Here is an 18,403-nt window from a genome sequence, read left to right on the forward strand (position 1 = left end):
GTCGGTCAGTCGGCCCGTCCGTCCGTCAGTCCTCGACCACCAGCGACGGGGTCTCCTTGGTGAGCACCTCGCCGCGGAAGAAGGCCGGGCTGCGGCGGGCCGTGACCAGCATGATCGCCACTCCGAGCAGCAGCAGGCCCACGCCGATGATGAACACGCTGCCCACGCCGAGGATGCCGGAGCCGGAGCCGTAGGCCGGGTCGAAGGTGTCGAACAGGGTCTTGAAGAAGACCGCGGCGAGCAGCAGGCCGCCCAGCACCGGGAAGACGCCCTTGAGGAACAGGTCGCGGACGGACCGGCCGAGCTCCTTGCGGAAGTACCAGGCGCAGGCGAAGGCCGTCAGCGAGTAGTAGAAGCAGATCATCAGGCCGAGCGCGAAGATCGTGTCCGTGAGGACGTTCTCGCTGACCAGCGTCATGACCGTGTAGAAGGCGCCGGTGGCGACGCCCGCCATGACCGTCGCGCGGCCCGGGGTCTTGAACTTCGGGTGGACCTTGGCGTAGGAGGCGGGCAGTGCCTCGTACGTCGACATGGCCAGCACCGTACGGGCGACCGGGATGAAGGTGGTCTGCAGCGAGGCGGCGGCGGACGCGAGCACCGAGACGAAGAGCAGGATGCCCAGGACCGGGCCCATCACCGGGCCGGCGAGGGCGGCGAAGACGTTGTCCGAGGTCTCCGGGTTGGCGAGGCCGAGGCCCTGGCCGCCGGAGCCGACGACCATCTGGGCGGCGATGCCGGTGGCCAGGTACGAGCCGACCAGCACGACCATCGCGAGGAGCGCGGCGCGGCCGGGGGTCTTCTCGGAGCCGAGGGTCTCCTCGTTGGTGGCCAGGCAGGCGTCCCAGCCCCAGTACATGAAGATCGAGAGCGAGAGTCCGGCGGTGAAGGCGCCCATGGACTCGACCGCGAAGGGGTTCATCCAGGACCAGGAGAAGTCCACACCGGTGTCGAAGGTGCCGGCGGACGCCTTCTGGAAGGCCATGGCCACGAAGATCGCGAGGACCACCAGCTGGAGGCCGACCAGGGTGTACTGCACGCCCTTGGTGGCCGTCATGCCGCGGTAGCTGATCGCGGTGGCGCAGGCGATCAGGGTGAGGCAGGTGGCGATGTGGACGGCCTTGTTGTCGTCCAGGGCGGCGATCGAGGGGTTGCTCGTGATCTCGCCGGCGAGCAGCCAGAAGTAGGAGGTGGCGACGCCGGCCAGGTTCGAGAGCACGATGATCGTGGCGATCACCAGGCCCCAGCCGCACATCCAGCCGACGCGCGGGCCGAACGCCTTCACGGTCCAGGTGAAGGAGGTGCCGCAGTCCGGCATGGCCTTGTTGAGCTCGCGGTACGCGAAGGCGACCAGGAGCATCGGGAGGAAGCCGGCCAGGAAGACGGCGGGCATCTGGAGGCCGACCTCGCCCGCGGTGGAGCCGAGGGTCGAGGTGAGGCAGTAGACGGGGGCGACGGTGGAGACGCCGATCACGGCACTGCCCAGCAGGCCGACGGAACCCTTGCCGAGTCCCTTGCCGCGTACGCCGCCGCCGTCGGCGACGCCGCTTACCGTGTCTCCGGCCTGGGGCCGCACGTCCAGCTGAGTCATGAGACAGGACGTTAGATGCTGCGGTTTCCATATCCGGAAGAATCAAGTCCGGCAAACTTCAGGGTGAAAGTCCTTGGAATGCCGAGATCAACTCAGTTCACGAACTTGCAATGAAAGGTTCACTCAGGCATCCATCCGCGATTCAACAGGTGCTGCATCCGCGGTTCCGGAATGCGGAAACCGCAGGAGTACCCGTTTTGTCCGTTTCAAAACTTTCCCGTGGCAATTTTCCAAGGTCCCGGAGCCGGGCCCCGACCGGCCTGAAGTCCGGCAGACTGGGCCCGTGCCCACCGCAGACGAACTCATCGGCGCGGATACCGTCAGCGCCCTCGCCCGGCTGCTCGGCCGGGCGACCGGCCGACGCTCCCCCGCCCCCGCGCTGCGCGACTGCGCCGGCGCCCTCGACGGCCTGTCCTACAGCGGACGGGTCACCGCCGTCCGGGACGCCGTCCTCGCCGACCTGCCCGCCGACTGGCCCGGCTTCGAAGCCGTCCTGCGCACCGCCCTCGAAGACCCCGGCTTCGACGGCTGGATGACCTTCCCGGTCAACGAGGCCGTGGCCGTCCGCGGACTGGAGGTCTTCGAGCCCGGCCTCGCCCTGCTCCACGACCTCACCCCCCGGCTCACCGCCGAGTCCGCCGTACGCCCCTTCCTGCGCGCCGACCCCGCCCGCGCCCTGGCCGTCGTACGGGACTGGACCGCCGACCCCGACCCGCACGTACGCCGACTGGCCAGCGAGGGCACCCGGCCCCGGCTGCCGTGGGCGGCGCAGCTGCCCGCCTTCGTCGCGGACCCGCGGCCGGCGCTCCCCGTGCTGGACGCCCTCTACCGCGACGAGTCCGAGTACGTACGCCGCTCCGTCTCCAACCACCTCAACGACATCAGCCGGGACCACCCCGGACTCGCCGTCGAGACCGCCGCGCGCTGGCTGGCCGCCCCCGCCCCGACCACCGACCGCGCCGTCCGGCACGGCCTGCGCACCCTGGTGAAGGCGGGGTGGGCGGAGGCGCTCAGCGTCCTCGGGCACTCCCCGGACGCACCGGTCACCGTGAGCGGGCCGGTGATCGGCACGCCGCGGGTCAGCGTCGGCGAGTACCTGGTCTTCGACTACGAGGTCACCAACGACGCCGCCGGCCCGGCGGAGCTGGTCCTCGACTACGTCATCCAGCACGTCAAGGCGAACGGCACCCGCACCCCGAAGGTCTTCAAGCTGGTCACCCGGGCCGTCCTGTCCGGCGAGACCCTCGCCGGGACCAAACGCCACTCCTTCAAGCCGATCACCACCCGCCGCTACCACTCCGGGGAGCACCTGGTGCAGCTCCAGGTCAACGGCGTGGTCCACGGCGAGGCCGCGTTCTCCCTGGACGCGGGCTGAGCCGGTCCGCCGGCCGCGGGCGATTTTCGGTGGACGCCGCGTGATCACACCTGGCACGCTCCCCGCATGACCCACGGAATCGAGTCCCACCCCGCCCGGTGAGCGCCCGCGAGGAGCGCACGGCGCTCACCCCCGGAGCCCCACTCCACGACTACGCCCTCTTCCGGCACGGCATCGAGCCCGACGGCCGGATCCCGCGCGGCGGGTATCCGCTGCCCGACGCACCGCCCGCACAAGGCGGTGGACCCGCCGAGGAATCCAGGCGCCCCCGCCTGACCATGCGGCAGGCGCAGGCCGAAGCCACCGGGGCCCTCGCCCCGCCGCTGGCCGACCCGGACCCCGTCCGGGCCGCGGAAACCGTCCACGCGCGGGTCCGCGAGCTGCGGATGCCGCGCCGCACCCTCCGCGCCTGCGTCCGGCGGATGCCGCTGCCCGACGAGGCGGCCGCCCGGCGGACCGCCCGGCTGCTGGCCCGCACCGGCAGCGACCCGGCGGCCGTGGGCATCGGCGTCGCACTTCTGACCCGGCTCGGTGAACCCGAGGACCTGGACGTCCTCCGCACGCTGGGGACCCTGAACGAGTTCTCCGGGGAGGCCGTCGCCGCCCTCGACCGGATCGACCGGCAGGCGGCCGCCGTACTCGCGCTGAGCACCGGAAGACACGCCGAGCCCTGCCCGCACGCCCTCCTCACCGCCCTCGCCGACGGGAACCGGGACGCCGTCCGTGCAGCCCTGACCGACGCGACCGCCGAGGAGCCGCCCGACCCGCCCCGCCGGTTCGCCGAGGCCGCCCGGCTGGACGAACTGCTGCACTCCTTCCCCCTGGACACCCGGCTGACCACGGCCGCCGGGCGACTGCTGCTGGCCATGGCCCACACCCACCAGCGGCCGGAGATCCTCGACTACGGGCGGGCGCGCACCGTGTACGAGGCCGTGGTCGCCGGGGCCCACCGGCTGACCCCGTCCCGGGACGCGTACGCCCTGCTGCTCTCGCTCGCGCAGGACCTGCACAGCGGGGCCGGATCGGTCCTCGACTGGGCGCCCGGCCGGCGTACGGAACTGCTCGGCACCCTCGGCCCGCTGCTGGCCGGACCTGCCTGGGCGGCCGTCCCGGAACGGGCCGCGGCCGAGGCCGCGAGCGCCGGCCACGGCACGGACGCGGGCAGCCGCAGGACGGCGTGGATCCTCCGCACCGGGCAGCGGCCGTTCGCCGGGCCGACCGTTCCGGAAGCGTTCCGCATCGAGGTCGTGGTGGCCGACCCGGCCGACCGCAACCTGGTGGAGACCAGGATCCTGCTCGACGGCCGTCCGGTGGTCCCCTCGCTGTTCGCCTCGGGCGGCGCCAACCCGCCCGAGCAGCTCCTCGACACCGGGCGGCTGCGTGCCGGGCCGGAACCCCGGGAGGTCCAGCTCGCCGAGGCGTACTGCACCGAGGGGTGCTGCGGAGCGCTCTACGTCACGGTCCGCCGGGACGGCGACGCGGTGGTGTGGGACGGCTGGCGCGGCGTCGAAGGAGGCGCGGAGCCGCCCGCGTACCGCTTCGACGCCGCCGTGTACGACGCGGAGGTCGAGCGGGCCGAGAACGACCGGAGCTGGTCCTGGCCGGCCCGCGACACCGCCCGGCTGATCGCCCGGGGGCTGCGGGAACGTCCGGAGCTGCTTGGCGCATGGGGGTGCCGCCCGGGCTGGGCCGGCACGGTGTGGGACGAGCCCGAGACCGTCCTGCTCTCCTTCGTCTACGCCCCCGGTGACGCATCCGGTCCGGTGGGCACGGACAGGCCGTGGCTGCAGTTCGCGTGGCGGATCCCGGACGACGGGACGCCGCCGGAGGCACGGGCCCGTGCGGCCCTCGGGCGGCTCGCGGAGGCGGATCCCCGCACCTGGGCCCGGATGTGCGGGGGCAGCAAGGAGCACGCCGAGGCTCTCGGCCATCCCTGGCCGCCCGAGGACCCGTAGCGGGCCTTCCCCCTCATACGTTCCCCACGTACCCCGTGGCGATCCGCCGACCAGGGCGGGCCACCACGGGGTGCGGGGCGCGGGCGGTCCGGCTCAGGTCGTCCAGACGATCGACTGGATCTCGCTGTAGGCGTGGAGCGCGTACGAGCCGACGTCGCGGCCGACGCCCGACTTCCTGAAGCCGCCGAAGGGGGCCTCCATGTTGCGGCCGATGGTGTTGACGCCCACCCCGCCCGCGCGCAGGCCGCGGGCCACGCGGAAGGCGCGCGAGACGTCCCCGGACCAGACGTAGCTGATCAGGCCGTAGTCGGAGTCGTTGGCCAGGGCGACGGCCTCCTCCTCCGTGTCGAAGGGCACCACCACCACGACCGGGCCGAAGATCTCCTCGCGGACCACCCGCATGTCGTTGGTGCAGTTCGTGAGGAGGGCGGGGGCCACGTAGAAGCCCTTGCCGTCGGCGCGGACCTGCGGGCGGTCGCCGCCGGCCGTGACGGTGGCACCCTCCTTCCGGCCCAGTTCGACGTACGACTCGATGCGGTCGCGGTGGGCCGCCGAGATCACCGGGCCGACGACCGTGCCACGGGTCGCCGGTTCGCCGACCTTCATGAAGGCCAGGTAGCCGGTCAGCTTCTCCACGAGGGCGTCGTGCACCGGGCGGTGCACCAGGACCCGGGTCGGGGCGGTGCAGATCTGCCCGGAGTAGAAGGAGAAGGTGGTGCCGATGCCCATCACCGCCGCATCGAGGTCGGCGTCCTCGAAGACGATCGCCGCGCCCTTCCCGCCGAGCTCCATCAGCTGCCGCTTCATGCCGCGGCCGCAGACCTCGGCGATGCGCTGCCCGACGGCCGTGGACCCGGTGAAGGACACCATGTCCACGTCCGGGGAGTCCACCGCCGCCTCGCCCACCTCCACCGAGCGTCCGCCGACGACGTTGACCACACCGGGCGGGGCGCCCGCCTCGGCCAGGGCCTCCGCCATCCGGAACACCGACAGCGGGTCCTGCGGGGCCGGCTTGACCACCACCGTGTTGCCCATGGCCAGGGCCGGGGCGACCTTGCCCGCCGGGTTGGCCCAGGGGTTGTTGTACGAGGTGATGCAGGTGACCACGCCGACCGGCTGGCGCACTTCGAGGGCGCCGAGGACCGATGCCGCGCCCATCGGGCCGGCTTCCGTGACCTGCGGCGGCAGGCCCTTCTCCACGGGTTCCAGGGCGCCGCGCGCGTACCGCCGGAAGCGGGACACGCCCACGCCGACCTGCATGCCGCGGGCGATGCCGGTGGGGGCGCCGGTCTCCGCCCGGGCCAGTTCCGCCCACGGTTCGAACTCGCGCTGGATGATGTCCGCGGCCCGGTCCAGGATCGCGGCGCGCTCCTCCGGCTTCGTACGGGACCAGCTCGCGAACGCCTCCCGGGCCGCGCGCGCGGCCTCGTACACCTGGGCGCGGGAGGCTTCCGGAGCCAGACCGACGACGGACTCGTCGGCCGGGTCGACGACCTCGTAGTGGCCGCCGTCCGGCTCCACCCACTCCCCGCCGATGAACAGCCTGCCCGCGCTCCCGTTCCCGCCCCCGCCCCCGCTCATCGGGTGCTCACCGTCCTGGTGTCGCGGCCGGAGCGCAGGACGATGCCGGGGACGGCGCCGGTGACCTCGTCGTCGCGGATGGTCTCCACGCCGTTGACGCGCACGGAGACCACGCCGATCGCGCGGGAGTCCAGCCGCGGGCTGTCCCCGGGCAGGTCGTGGACCAGGGTGGCGGGGCCGGCGTCGATCCGCTCGGGGTCGAAGAGGACCAGGTCGGCGTGGTAGCCCTCGGCGATCCGGCCGCGTTCGCGCAGGCCGAACAGCCGGGCGGGGTCGTCGGTGAGCATCTTCACCGCCTGCTCCAGCGGGACGAGCCTGCGGCCGCGCAGGCAGTCGCCGAGGAAGCGGGTGGTGTACGGGGCTCCGCACATCCGGTCCAGGTGCGCGCCGGCGTCGGAGCCGCCCAGCATGACGTCCTCGTGCTGCCAGGTCTCGGCGCGCAACTCCCAGGTGGCCGGGTCGTTGTCGGTGGGCATCGGCCACAGGACGGTGCGCAGCTCGTCGTTGGCGCAGATCTCGACCAGGCAGTGGAAGGCGTCCTGGCCGCGTTCGGCGGCTATGTCGTTCACGACCCGGCCGGTGAGGCCCTCGTTGGCCTCGCTGTAGGTGTCGCCGATGACGTACCGGCCGAAGTTGGCGAGGCGGCGGAAGACCCCGGCCTCCTTGCTGTCGGCGCGGCGCAGCATCTCGGCCCGTACGTCCGGGTCGCGGAGCTTCTCGATCCGCTCGGGGACGGGCAGGGCGAGGACCTCGCCCCAGCCGGGGATGAGGTTGAGGGCGCAGAAGGTGCCCAGCGACATGTTCATGGGGGTGAGGATCGGCATGGTGAGGGCGACGATCCGGCCGCCGGCCTTGCGGGCGCGTTCGCTGGGGACCAGCTGGCGGGGGACGCGCTCGGGGACGGAGGCGTCGATGGTGAGGACGTTCCAGTTGAGGGGGCGGCCCGCGGCGGCGCTCATCTCCACGAAGAGGTCGATCTCCTCGTCGGAGAACTGGTCGAGGCAGCCGGCGACGATGGCCTCCAGCTGGGTGCCCTCGTGTTCGGCGACGGCCCGGGAGAGGGCGAGGAGTTCCTCGGGCCGGGCGTGCCGGGAGGCGACGGGGGCGCCGTCGCCGTCGGAGTGGGTGGCGGACTGGGTGGTGGACAGGCCCCAGGCGCCGGCGTCCATGGCCTCGTGCAGCAGGTCCAGCATGCGCTGGAGCTGTTCCCCGGTGGGCTGCCCGCCGACCGCCGCCTCGCCCATGACGTGACGGCGGAGGGCGCAGTGGCCGACCATGAAGCCGGCGTTGACGGCGATGCGCCCTTCGAGGGCGTCGAGGTACTCGCCGAACGTCGACCAGGTCCAGTCGACGCCTTCCTCCAGGGCGGCCAGGGCCATGCCCTCGACCCGGCTCATCATGCGGCGGGTGTAGTCGGCGTCCTCGGGGCGGTCGGGGTTGAGGGGCGCGAGGGTGAAGCCGCAGTTGCCGCCGGCGACGGTGGTGACGCCGTGGTTCATGGAGGGGGTGGCGTACGGGTCCCAGAAGAGCTGGGCGTCGTAGTGGGTGTGGGGGTCCACGAAGCCGGGGGCGAGGACCAGGCCGGTGGCGTCCTCGGCGGTCCGGGTGTCCTCGGTGATGCCGCCGGGTTCGGAGATGACGGCGATGCGGCCGTCCTTGATGCCGATGTCCGCGGTGCGGGCGGGGGCGCCGGTGCCGTCCACGACGGTCGCGCCCTTGATGATGTGGTCGAGCATGACGTCCCTTCTCCTGGCCGGTCGTCCGTGCCGGGCGGCCGGTTGCCGATGGCTCGCGCTGGGCCGATGCGCTCGCGCGGTGCCGCTGCCTCTGTCTCACGGCCGCGTGGCCGCGTGGCCGCCTGGCCGTGTGGCCGCCTGGCCGCGTGGCCGCCTGGCCGCGTGGCCGCCTGGCCGTGTGCGGTCGCACCGCGTGCGTGTGCCCCGGCCGGGGGCGGCCGGGCCGGCCGCGGCCCCGGTCTGACCTCCGGCCGGGGCCGGTTCGGGACGGCGGTCCGGGAAGACGCCGTCCCCGTTCACGCGGACCGGGATTTCCCCCACCCCGCCCTTTCCCGAAACCGGGGCTCCGCCCCGGGCCCCGTGCCTTCGCCTGCGGGCCGGTGGTGGGCCGGTCGCGCAGTTCCCCGCGCCCCTGGCAGCTGCGGTGTGGGCAGCCGTTCCGCAGGGCTCCGCCGAAGCCGCCGCCCGGCGGGCAGAGCACCGGAGCCCGTGCCGACTACGCCGAATCGCGGAAGCGGGTCGTCCGGTGGACCGGATCGGTGTCGATCTTCGGGATCACGTGCTCACCGATGAGCTTGATGGTGTTCATCGTGTCCTCCTGCGAGACCCCGGTCGGAAGGCCGAAGGAGAGCTGGTCCGCACCGGCCTGCTCCCAGCGCTTGCACTGGGCGAGGACCTCGGACGGGTCGCCGCAGATCATCAGTTCCTCGGCGATGAGGAGCTCGATGATCTCCGCGTTGTACTCGGGGAGCGTCTCGGGCCACTGCGGGATCGCCTCGGGCCGCGGGAAGGTGTCGTGGTAGCGGAAGACCAGCGACTGGAAGCGGTTCATCCCGGCGTTGACGGCGATCTCGACCGCCTTGTCGTGGGTCTCGGCGCAGATCGCCGTCGAGGTGACCATGACGTTGTCGTTGACGAACGCGCCGACGGCCTTGGCCTCCCGGATCGCCGTCTTGTACTGCTCCAGCACCCACTCCATGTCGGAGACCTTCTGGACGCTGAAGCCGAGGACGCCGAGGCCCTTCTTCGCGGCCATGGCGTACGAGGAGGGCGAGCCGGCCGCGTACCACATGGCCGGGTGGGCCTTGCCGTACGGCTTGGGGAAGATCTTGCGCGGGGGCAGCGACCAGTGCTTGCCCTGGAACCCCTCGTATTCCTCCTGGAGGAACATCTTGGGGAACTCCGCGATGGTCTCCTCCCAGATCTCCTTGGTGTGGTTCATGTCCGTGATGCCGGGGAGGAAGCCGAGGATCTCGTGGCTGCCCGCGCCGCGGCCGGTGCCGAACTCGAAGCGCCCCTTGGAGAGGTGGTCGAGCATGGCGACCTTCTCGGCCACCTTGACCGGGTGGTTGACCTGGGCGAGCGGGTTGAAGATGCCGGAGCCGAGGTGGATGCGCTCGGTGGCGTGGGCGAGGTACCCGAGGAACACCTCGTTCGCCGACAGGTGCGAGTACTCCTCCAGGAAGTGGTGCTCGGAGGCCCAGGCGTACTTGAAGCCGGACTTGTCGGCCTGGATGACGTACTCGGTCTCCTCGATCAGCGCCTTGTGCTCTGCCTCGGGGTCGACCTTGGACCGCGCCTCGGGCACGTATCCCTGCACAAAGATGCCGAATTCCAAGGGAGTTCACCGTCCTTTGCTTTCTGACGCATCGTCAGATCGATGGGTTCGACTGTTCCATCCACGGGGTGCCGCGTCAATAGCTGACACTGCGTCAGAGAATGCTGACCCCGGCCATCCAGCCACCGTCGATGACGAAGGGCTGGCCCGTGATGTACGAGGAGTCCTCGCTGGTCAGGAAGAGGGCCAGGCGGGCCACCTCGGCCGGCAGGCCGGCCCGCCCCAGCGGAACCACCTTCCGGTAGAGCTCCGCCATCGCCTCCGTCGCCTCGGCCGACGGCCCGTCCGGGTCCAGCAGCGCCGGATTGGCCATCGGGGTGTCCACCGCGCCCGGGCACATCGCGTTGACCCGGATGTTCCTGGCCGCCAGCTCCAGCGCGGCGACCCGGGTCAGGCCGACGATCGCCGCCTTCGTCGCGGCGTACGACCCGACGAAGGCCATCCCGGTCAGCCCGGTGTAGGAGGAGGTGTTGACGATGGTGCCGCCCCCCGCCGCCTCGATCTCCGGGGCCACGTTCTTGATCCCCAGGAACGCCCCCACCTGGTTGACCTGCACGATCTGCTGGAATTCCGCCAGCGGCGTGTTCACCAGCTCGTTGAAGCGCAGGATGCCCGCGTTGTTGACCAGGCCGTCGATCCGGCCGCCGAACGCCTCCTTCGCCGCCGCCACCGCGGCCGCCCAGTCCTCCTCACGGCTCACGTCCAGCCGTACGTACCGGGCGTTCGCCTCCCCTATGTCCTTGGCGACCTGTGCGCCCTGCTCGTCCAGCACGTCCCCGAGCAGCACCTTCGCGCCCTCGGCGGCGAACAGCCGGGCCTCCTGCTCGCCCTGGCCGCGCGCCGCCCCGGTGACGATGACGACGCGCCCGTCCAGTTTCCCCATTGCCCTTCTCCTTCACCCTCAGTCGTTCAGCAAGGGGCCCACCTCGGCCCCGAAGGCGGTGATCTGGTCGCAGAGCTCGGACCGGTCCCGGCTGCGGAAGCGCACCTGGATCTGGTCCACGCCCAGCGCCGCGTACGCGCGCAGGGACTCGGCCAGCCGCTCCGGCTTGCCGGTCAGGGTGCGGCGGCCGGTCTCCCAGCCGGGTTCGCCGACGTACAGGGCCTCGGTGATCGCCCCGATCTCGACCGGGTCGGTGATGCCGGCGGCCTCCCGCAGCTCGCGGATGCGGGCGATCCTGGCGGGGAGCCGGTCCCGCGGGTCGCCCTGCGGCAGCCAGCCGTCCCCGCGCACGGCGGCCCGCCGGACGGCGGCCGGCGAGGAGCCGCCCACCCACACCGGGATCCGCTCCTGGGCCGGCCGGGGCAGCTGGCCGAGCCCCTGGAAGCGGAAGAACTCCCCCTCGAACTCGGGGAACTCCTCGGGACCCAGCGCCACGCGCAACGCGTCCAGCACCTCGTCCAGTACGGCCCCGCGCCGCTCGAAGTCGGCCCCGAGGACCTCGAACTCCTCCTGTACGTGCCCGGCGCCGACGCCGAGGATCAGCCGCCCGTTCGAGAGGTGGTCGAGGGTCGCGTACTGCTTCGCGCTGATCAGCGGGTGCCGCAGGGCCACGATCGCCACGTGGCTGAGCAGGCGCACGCACTCCGTCACCCCGGCCAGGAAGGACAGGGTGGCGACCGGGTCGTACCAGACGGTGCTCATGGCGGCGGCGAGCCGCCGCGGGATGGCCACGTGGTCGCAGGACGCCAGGTAGCCGAACCCGGCCCGGTCGGCGGCGCGGGCGACCTCGGCGAGGTCGGTCGCGGTGGCCGACGCCTCCCAGGGCTCGGCGTAGATGGTGCTCTGCGACTGCACCGGGAGCTGCATCCCGTAGACCAGCCGCCCCTCCGGAAACACGCGCCCCATGACGACCCCTTCAGCAGACGACGATGCCCACGAACCAATCGATCTGACGATCCGTCACATCGATCGGCTGGTGGTCATCGTCGTGGCTGACTGTCCGTCAGGCAAGGGGTGGGGCGGAGCGGGGTGCGGAGCGGGCTGCGGAGCCCGGGCGGGGGGAGGCCGCCGGGAAGCGCACGCGCACGGTGAGGCCGCCGCCCGGCGCCGGATTGGCCTCCGCCGACAGCTCCGCACCGTGCGCGCGGGCGATCGACGCCACGATGGACAACCCCAGTCCCGCTCCCTCGCCGGGCAGGTGACGGCGTTCCGCGCGGCGCCGGAAGGGCTCCAGGAGCGCCGGTACCTCCGCCGGGGCGATCACCGCACCCGTGTTGGAGACGGTCAGCAGACCGGTGGCGGAGGTGCTGAGCGTGATGCGGCCGCCGGGCCGGTTGTGCCGGACCGCGTTGCCGAGGAGGTTGCCCACGAGGTGCCCCAGCAGCTGCCGGTCGCCCGTCACCGGCAGCGGGGCGAGATCCCGCCGCACGGTCGGACGGGGTGCGGAGTCCGCTTCCCGCCCGCCCGCTTCGGCCAGTCCGTCCGCCGCCGCGTCCGTCAGTTCCGCCAGGTCCACCTCCTCCGTGGCGGACGGGCCCTCCTCCGAGACCGCCAGCAGCAGGAGCGACTCGATCAGGTGCTCGCTGGCCGCGGCCGTGTCGATCAGCTTGGCCCGGATCCGGGCCACCTTCTCCGGCGGCGGATCTCCCGCCAGCCCGATCTCCGCCGCGGACCGCTGCACGGCCAGCGGGGTGCGCAGCTCGTGCGCCGCGTTCGCCGCGAACCGCCGCTGGGCCGACACCAGGTGTTCCATCCGGTCGAGCATCCCGTCGAAGGTGTCCGCCAGCCGCTTCAGCTCCCCGGGCGGCGCCTGCAGCCCGATCCGTTCGTGCAGGTTCTCCCCGGACAGCCGGCGGGCCGTCTCGGTGATCACGCCGACCGGGCGCAGCACCCGTCCGGCCATCCACCAGGCCAGCCACACGGACAGGACCGCGAACACGGCGAGGGCGGCCAGGGAGACGATCAGCAGGTTGTGCAGGGTCGCCCGTTCGGCGGCCAGCGAGAGGGGCTGGGTGATCCGGTACTGCTCCAGCTGCTCGGGCGAGAAGTCGGCGGCGCGGCCGGCGGGCACCATGCGTTCGGCCGGGACCGCCGCCTTGAGCCCCTCGCGCAGTCCGTCGCGCAGTCCGTCGCCGCTGCCGGGCAGGGCGACGGTGGTGGCGAGGGCGCCGTTGATGCTCGCGAACAGCCCTTTCCGCAGCAGTACGTTGACCAGCACGACCAGGCCGCCGCCCGCGAGCACCAGCAGGGAGCCGCAGAGGGCGGTGAGACGTCCGCGTTCGCTGCGCGGCAGGGCCAGACGGGCGAGACGCGTGAGACGAGTCGGACGGGTCGGACGGGCGAGACGGGCGAGACGGGCCGGACTGGCGAGACGGGTCAGCCGGGTCAGCCGGGTCAGCCGGGTCAGCCGGGTCAGCCGGGTCAGGCAGGTCGTACCAGGGATCCGGAGGGGCGTCACCGGGGGTCCTGACGGTCCGGCCGGGCCATTCGGTAGCCCGCGCCCGGCACCGTCTCGATCAGCTGCGGCTCGCCCAGCTTGGCGCGCAGCTTGCTGAGGGTGACCCGGACCGCGTTCGTCCGGTAGCTGGTGTCCTGCTCCCACACCTGCTCGATCAGGTCCTCGTTGCTGACCACCGCGCCGTCCGCCCGGAGCAGCGCCTCCAGTACGGCGAACTCCTTGCGGGACAGGGCGAGCCGGCGCCCGTCCCGGGCGGCCGAGCGGGCCGCCGTGTCCACCGCGATCCCCGCCCGTTCAAGCACCGGCGGGAGGGCCGGGCGGGCGCGCCGGCCGAGGGCCAGGACGCGGGCGAGCAGCTCGTCGTACGCGAACGGCTTGGTGAGGTAGTCGTCGGCGCCCAGGCCGAGCCCGGCCACCCGGTCCCGGACGGTGCCGGAGGCGGTCAGCATCAGCACGCGGGTGAGCAGGCCGTCCCGTACGACCTGTCGGCACACCTCGTCGCCGTGCAGACCGGGCAGGTCCCGGTCGAGGACCAGGACGTCGTACTCGCCGAGCCCGAGCCGGCGCAGTGCCTCCAGGCCGTCGGACGCCTCGTCGACGGCGATCGCGTCGCGGCGCAGCCCTTCGGCAATCATCTCCCGGAGGAATTCCTCGTCCTCCACCACCAGAACCCGCATGGGCTCCATCTCTACCGGAGACCGGGGTTTCGCCGTTGTAAGCGGAGGCTGTGAAGGAAACGAAACCCGGTTCCGGCGCAGGCTCGGGCGCATGGACCGATCCCTCACCACGACCGAGACCACGACCACGGCCGGGCACACGGCCACGACGGCCACGACCGGGAGCACGGCCGGGGCCAGGAGCAAGAGCACGACCGCGACGATGGCCGCGGCCGCGCTGCTGACCGCGCTGGCCCTCTCCCTGACCGCCTGCGCGGGCGGGAAGGGCGACGGGAAGGACACGTCGGCGGACGGCACCGCCTCAGGCGGCTCCGGTGCCTCAGGCGGCTCCGGCAGTGACGCCGGGAAGGCCGCCGACGACGCCCTCAAGCTGCGCCGGTGCCTGCGCAAGCAGGGGATCGACGCCCCCGACCCGCAGCCCGGCCAGGACCCGCGGGCCATGACCCTGGGCGGCGACGCCGACCCGCAGAAGATGCAGAAGGCCATGGAGGCCTGCGGCATGAAGGGCGCCGGAGCGAACGGCGGCCCCACCCAGGAGCAGAAGGACCAGCAGCTCAAGTGGGTCCAGTGCATGCGCAAGAACGGGATCAACCTCCCCGACCCGAAGTGGGAGGGCGGGATGACCGCCGCCAACGAGATACCCAAGGGGCAGGAGAAGGCGTTCGAGGAAGCCACCAAGAAGTGCGAGAACCCGTGACCCGGCGGCGCGGCACCTCCTGGATCACGGCCGGGGTGGCGGTGCTGCTGGCCGTCACCGGCGGCGGCTGTCTCGTACTCGACGGCCGTACGCAGGACGCCGACGCGCGCAACGCGCGTTCCGCCGACGGGCTGCCCCCGGCCACGGCCCCCGTCGTACGCGGGGACCTCGGCAGCAGTGTGCAGGTGGACGGCGTCCTCGGCCGTTCCGGGGAGCGGCGGCTCAACTCGGCCGGCCCCGGCGTCCTGACCTGGCTCGCGCCCGAGGGCACGTCGGTCGAGCGGGACGGGAAGCTCTACGAGCTCAACGGCCGCCCGGTGCGCCTGATGTACGGCTCCGTCCCCATGTACCGGGCGCTGAAGGCCGGCGACAAGGGGGAGGACGTCAAGCAGCTGAAGCGGAGCCTGCGGGCGCTCGGCCACGGGACCGGGCTGGACCCGGAGGACGGCAGGTTCACCGAGGGCACGGTCACCGCCGTCAAGCGCTGGCAGAAGGCCCACGGCATGAAGCAGACCGGCGAGGTCGCCCGCGAGGACCTCGCCTTCGCCGCCGGACCCCAGAGGATCGGCAAGGCGGAGGCGGCCGTCGGCGACGAGCCGGGACCGAACCGCCCGGTCCTGGCCGTGACCGGCACCGACCGGATCGTCCGCTTCTCGCTGGACGCGGCGCAGGCGGGCACCGTCAAGGCGGGTGACCGGGTGTCGGTGTCGCTGCCGGGCGGCGGTACGGCCGCGGGCCGCGTCGACACGGTCGGCGCGGCCGCGAACCCGGACGACGGGAGCGGCTCCGGCGGCAGCGGCGGGGGCGGAGCCGGAAGCGGCGGGGGCGGTGGCGGCGGCGACGGGAAGGCGAAGATCGAGGTCTCCGTCGTCTTCGACGACCCGGCCGCGGTCAAGGCGCCCGACCGGTCCCCGGTCTCGGTGCGGCTGACCGGCGAGATCCGCCGGGGCGTCCTGTCCGTGCCGGTCAACGCCCTGCTGGCCCTCACCGGCGGCGGCTTCGGCGTCCAGGTGGTCGAACACGGCACGGTCCGCGAGGTGAAGGTCGGGCTCGGCATGTTCGGCGACGGCCGGGTCGAGGTCACCGGCGACGGCCTGAAGGAAGGCATGGAAGTGGGGGTCCCGCAGACATGACGCACACCCACCCGGTGGTCGAACTGACCGGGGTGACCAAGGAGTACCCGGGCGGGGTCACGGCCCTCCGCGGTGTCGACCTCACCGTCGCCGCCGGCGAACTCCTCGCCATCGTCGGCCCGTCAGGCTCCGGCAAGTCCACCCTCCTGCACATCGTCGGCACCCTGGACCGGCCCACCGCCGGCCGGGTGGTCATCGCCGGACACGACGTGGCCGCGCTCTCCGACCGGTCCCTGTCCGCCCTGCGGTCCCGGCACGTCGGCTTCGTCTTCCAGTCCTTCCACCTGGTGCCGGGCATCAGCGCCCGCGCCAACGTGGCCGAGGGCCTGCTGTATTCGGGGCTGTCGCGCGGCGAGCGCCGGCGGCGGGCCGAGGAGGCCCTGGACCGGGTCGGGCTCGGCGACCGGATGGACCACCGACCGCACGAGCTCTCCGGCGGTCAGAAGCAGCGCGTGGCCATCGCCCGCGCGGTGGCGGGCGAACCCGACCTGCTGCTCGCGGACGAGCCCACCGGCGCGCTGGACACGGCGTCCGGGGAGTCCGTCATGGAACTCCTGCACGGGCTCAACCGGGAGGGCGCGACCATCGCCGTGATCACCCACGACCAGGAGATCGCGGCGAGCCTGCCCCGGTCCGTACGGGTCCGGGACGGCCGGGTCGTCGCGGACGGGTCGGCCGCCGCCCGGCAGGCGGGGGCCGCGTGATGCCCCGTACGCGATCCGGTGCGCAATCCGGTGCCGGAGCCGGTACGGGAGCCGGTGCGCGCGTCCGCAAGCGCGCCCGTACGGCACTCAGACCGCCCCGGCTCCGCCCGCGCGACGTGCTGCACGTCGGCTCGGCCGGACTGCGGTCGCGCCCGGTACGGGTCGTCCTCTCCGCCCTGGGCATCGCCATCGGCATCGCGACGATGATCGCGGTCGTCGGCATCTCCTCCTCCAGCCAGGCGAAACTGCTCCGCGAACTGGACCGGCTGGGCACCGACGTCCTGGTGATCACGCCCGGGCAGTCGATGTTCTCCGGTCAGGACACCCGGCTGCCGGCCGAGGCGCCGGGCATGGTCTCCCGGGTCGAGGGCGTGCGGTCGGTCGGCACGACCGGCACGGTGAAGCACTCGGTGCGGCGCAGCGAGCACATCCCCAAGGAGGAGACCGGCGGGATCTTGGTGCAGGCCGTACGGGACGACCTGCTGGGCACCCTCCGGGCCGAGGTGGCCCGGGGCACCTGGCTGAACGCGGCCACCGGCCGCTACCCGTCGGTGGTGCTGGGCGACGTGGCGGCCCGCCGGCTGGGCATCACGGCGCCCGGGCAGCAGGTCTTCATCGGGGGCCGGCACTTCACGGTGGTGGGCGTCCTGGGGCCGGTGCCGCTGGCGCCGGAGATCGAGCGCTCGGCACTGGTGGGCTGGGAGGCCGCCCGTGGCCTCCTGGGGTTCGACGGGTATCCGACCGCGATCTACGAGCGGTCGGCGGACGAGGCGGTGGCGGCCGTACGCGAGCTGGTCCCGCGAGCCGCCAACCCGCAGTCGCCGCACTCGGTCGCGGTGACGGACCCCTCGGCGGCGCTCAAGGCGAAGGCGGCGACGGAGGGTGCGTTCAGCACCCTGCTGCTGGGGCTGGGCGGGATCGCACTGCTGGTCGGCGGGGTGGGCGTGGCCAACACCATGATCATCTCGGTGCTGGAGCGACGGCACGAGATCGGGCTGCGGAGGTCGCTGGGCGCGACGAAGGGGCAGGTCCGGATCCAGTTCGTGACGGAGTCCCTGCTGCTGTCCGGCCTGGGCGGGCTGGCGGGGGTCGCGCTCGGCGCGGCGGTCACGGGCGTCTACGCCCGGACCGGGGACCTGCCGTGGGTGGTGCCGCCGTGGTCGGTGGGCGGCGGCTTCGCGGCGACCCTGGCGATCGGCACCCTGGCGGGCCTCTACCCTGCGGTCCGCGCGGCCCGGCTGTCCCCGACGCTGGCACTGGCGGCGGCGTAGCGGGGCGGGCGGGGCGTTCGCCCACGGGCCGGACCCGGCCGGACCCTCCCCGGACCGGGCCTCCGGCCCGGAGGCCCGGTCCGGGAAAATCCCAGGTCGGGGCGGGGTTCTCGTCGTACGCTGATCCGATGCGAACTCCCAGGCGGGCCGCCCGCGTTGTGATCCTGTCCCCCACCGGCTCGGTGTTCCTCTTCCGCGAGAACAACGTCGAGGTCGGCATCCACTGGCTCCCGCCCGGCGGCGGCATCGATCCCGGCGAGAGCCCGGAGGAGACCGTCGTACGGGAGCTGCGCGAGGAGACCGGCTGGACGGACCTCGCGCCGCAGCGGCTGCTCTGCACGTGGGAGCACGACTTCACGCACGAGGGCGTGCCGGTGCGGCAGCACGAGCACATCTACGTCACCTCCGGGCCCGCCCGGCCCCCGAAGAAGAAGGAGAAGGGGCGCGGCACATGGCGCTGGCTGGACCGGCCGGCCCTCGCGGCGCTCACGGAGCCGACCTGGCCGCCGGGACTCCCGGCCCTCCTGGCCGCCCCGGCGGACCGGGGCCCGGTCGACCTGGGCCTGGTCGGCTGACGCCTCCGCCGCCGTGCGGGCGCGCAGGCGCCGGCTCCGCCCGAGGCGAGGGCGTCACGCCTCGGGCGGAGCCGAGCACCGCCGTCCGCGCG

15 protein-coding genes are annotated in these 18,403 nt (G+C 73.2%); 7 read left to right on the forward strand and 8 right to left on the reverse strand.

Annotated features, from left to right (window positions below):
• Nucleotides 1–25: 25 nt before the first annotated feature.
• The gene (locus AB0O36_RS31700; RefSeq protein WP_365116112.1) at nt 26–1,588 is read right to left on the reverse strand and encodes an APC family permease; all 1,563 of its coding nucleotides are present in this window, start codon (nt 1,586–1,588) and stop codon (nt 26–28) included.
• Nucleotides 1,589–1,871: 283 nt separating this feature from the next.
• On the opposite strand from AB0O36_RS31700, the gene AB0O36_RS31705 reads away from it, so the two are divergent.
• Entirely contained in the window at nt 1,872–2,963 is a 1,092-nt protein-coding gene (locus AB0O36_RS31705) for a DNA alkylation repair protein (RefSeq protein WP_365116113.1), read from the forward strand.
• A gap of 98 nt (nt 2,964–3,061) precedes the next feature.
• Entirely contained in the window at nt 3,062–4,918 is a 1,857-nt protein-coding gene (locus AB0O36_RS31710) for a hypothetical protein (RefSeq protein WP_365116115.1), read from the forward strand.
• A gap of 93 nt (nt 4,919–5,011) precedes the next feature.
• Here the strand turns inward: AB0O36_RS31710 and AB0O36_RS31715 are convergent, their stop codons facing one another.
• From AB0O36_RS31715 to AB0O36_RS31745, 7 genes are all read right to left on the reverse strand, one after another.
• The gene (locus AB0O36_RS31715; RefSeq protein WP_365116118.1) at nt 5,012–6,499 is read right to left on the reverse strand and encodes an aldehyde dehydrogenase family protein; all 1,488 of its coding nucleotides are present in this window, start codon (nt 6,497–6,499) and stop codon (nt 5,012–5,014) included.
• The gene (locus AB0O36_RS31720) at nt 6,496–8,235 is read right to left on the reverse strand and encodes a D-aminoacylase (RefSeq protein WP_365116120.1); all 1,740 of its coding nucleotides are present in this window, start codon (nt 8,233–8,235) and stop codon (nt 6,496–6,498) included. Before AB0O36_RS31720 ends, AB0O36_RS31715 begins: the two co-directional genes overlap by 4 nt.
• Nucleotides 8,236–8,731: 496 nt before the next feature.
• The gene (locus AB0O36_RS31725; RefSeq protein ID WP_365116122.1) at nt 8,732–9,853 is read right to left on the reverse strand and encodes an LLM class flavin-dependent oxidoreductase; all 1,122 of its coding nucleotides are present in this window, start codon (nt 9,851–9,853) and stop codon (nt 8,732–8,734) included.
• A gap of 94 nt (nt 9,854–9,947) precedes the next feature.
• On the reverse strand, nt 9,948–10,736 hold the full coding sequence (locus AB0O36_RS31730) for a glucose 1-dehydrogenase (RefSeq protein WP_365116124.1): 789 nt from the start codon (nt 10,734–10,736) through the stop codon (nt 9,948–9,950).
• An 18-nt stretch (nt 10,737–10,754) separates the two neighbouring features.
• Nucleotides 10,755–11,702, reverse strand: coding sequence for a TIGR03619 family F420-dependent LLM class oxidoreductase (locus AB0O36_RS31735; protein WP_365116127.1), 948 nt, complete (start codon nt 11,700–11,702; stop codon nt 10,755–10,757).
• A gap of 97 nt (nt 11,703–11,799) precedes the next feature.
• The gene (locus AB0O36_RS31740) at nt 11,800–13,089 is read right to left on the reverse strand and encodes an ATP-binding protein (RefSeq protein WP_365116198.1); all 1,290 of its coding nucleotides are present in this window, start codon (nt 13,087–13,089) and stop codon (nt 11,800–11,802) included.
• A 161-nt stretch (nt 13,090–13,250) separates the two neighbouring features.
• The gene (locus AB0O36_RS31745) at nt 13,251–13,931 is read right to left on the reverse strand and encodes a response regulator transcription factor (RefSeq protein ID WP_365116130.1); all 681 of its coding nucleotides are present in this window, start codon (nt 13,929–13,931) and stop codon (nt 13,251–13,253) included.
• Between the two features lie 91 nt (nt 13,932–14,022).
• Here AB0O36_RS31745 and AB0O36_RS31750 point away from each other — a divergent pair, with 91 nt between their 5' ends.
• The 5 genes from AB0O36_RS31750 to AB0O36_RS31770 all read left to right on the forward strand — a co-directional run bounded on the left by AB0O36_RS31750 (nt 14,023) and on the right by AB0O36_RS31770 (nt 18,311).
• On the forward strand, nt 14,023–14,628 hold the full coding sequence (locus AB0O36_RS31750) for a hypothetical protein (RefSeq protein WP_365116133.1): 606 nt from the start codon (nt 14,023–14,025) through the stop codon (nt 14,626–14,628).
• Entirely contained in the window at nt 14,613–15,761 is a 1,149-nt protein-coding gene (locus tag AB0O36_RS31755) for a peptidoglycan-binding protein (RefSeq protein ID WP_365116135.1), read from the forward strand. Before AB0O36_RS31750 ends, AB0O36_RS31755 begins: the two co-directional genes overlap by 16 nt.
• Nucleotides 15,758–16,465 (forward strand): ABC transporter ATP-binding protein, encoded by a 708-nt coding sequence (locus AB0O36_RS31760; protein WP_365116137.1) that lies wholly within the window; start codon nt 15,758–15,760, stop codon nt 16,463–16,465. The genes AB0O36_RS31755 and AB0O36_RS31760 overlap by 4 nt, the downstream gene beginning before the upstream one ends.
• Nucleotides 16,465–17,736: an ABC transporter permease gene (locus tag AB0O36_RS31765; RefSeq protein WP_365116139.1), complete on the forward strand. Its 1,272-nt coding sequence runs from the start codon at nt 16,465–16,467 to the stop codon at nt 17,734–17,736. Before AB0O36_RS31760 ends, AB0O36_RS31765 begins: the two co-directional genes overlap by 1 nt.
• 128 nt (nt 17,737–17,864) lie before the next feature.
• The gene (locus tag AB0O36_RS31770) at nt 17,865–18,311 is read left to right on the forward strand and encodes an NUDIX domain-containing protein (protein WP_365116142.1); all 447 of its coding nucleotides are present in this window, start codon (nt 17,865–17,867) and stop codon (nt 18,309–18,311) included.
• The last annotated feature ends 92 nt before the right edge of the window (nt 18,312–18,403 follow it).

Source organism: Streptomyces sp. NPDC089799 (assembly GCF_040684755.1).
Classification (GTDB): Bacteria; Actinomycetota; Actinomycetes; order Streptomycetales; family Streptomycetaceae; genus Streptomyces.

What these genes read in the sequence shown, in the direction of transcription:
- AB0O36_RS31770 (WP_365116142.1), top strand. Translation starts at nt 17,865, where the DNA reads ATGCGAACTCCCAGGCGGGCCGCCCGCGTTGTGATCCTGTCCCCCACC.
- AB0O36_RS31700 (WP_365116112.1), bottom strand. Translation starts at nt 1,588, where the DNA reads ATGACTCAGCTGGACGTGCGGCCCCAGGCCGGAGACACGGTAAGCGGC.
- AB0O36_RS31730 (WP_365116124.1), bottom strand. Translation starts at nt 10,736, where the DNA reads ATGGGGAAACTGGACGGGCGCGTCGTCATCGTCACCGGGGCGGCGCGC.
- AB0O36_RS31715 (WP_365116118.1), bottom strand. Translation starts at nt 6,499, where the DNA reads ATGAGCGGGGGCGGGGGCGGGAACGGGAGCGCGGGCAGGCTGTTCATC.
- AB0O36_RS31760 (WP_365116137.1), top strand. Translation starts at nt 15,758, where the DNA reads ATGACGCACACCCACCCGGTGGTCGAACTGACCGGGGTGACCAAGGAG.
- AB0O36_RS31745 (WP_365116130.1), bottom strand. Translation starts at nt 13,931, where the DNA reads ATGCGGGTTCTGGTGGTGGAGGACGAGGAATTCCTCCGGGAGATGATT.
- AB0O36_RS31735 (WP_365116127.1), bottom strand. Translation starts at nt 11,702, where the DNA reads ATGGGGCGCGTGTTTCCGGAGGGGCGGCTGGTCTACGGGATGCAGCTC.
- AB0O36_RS31720 (WP_365116120.1), bottom strand. Translation starts at nt 8,235, where the DNA reads ATGCTCGACCACATCATCAAGGGCGCGACCGTCGTGGACGGCACCGGC.
- AB0O36_RS31765 (WP_365116139.1), top strand. Translation starts at nt 16,465, where the DNA reads ATGCCCCGTACGCGATCCGGTGCGCAATCCGGTGCCGGAGCCGGTACG.
- AB0O36_RS31750 (WP_365116133.1), top strand. Translation starts at nt 14,023, where the DNA reads ATGGACCGATCCCTCACCACGACCGAGACCACGACCACGGCCGGGCAC.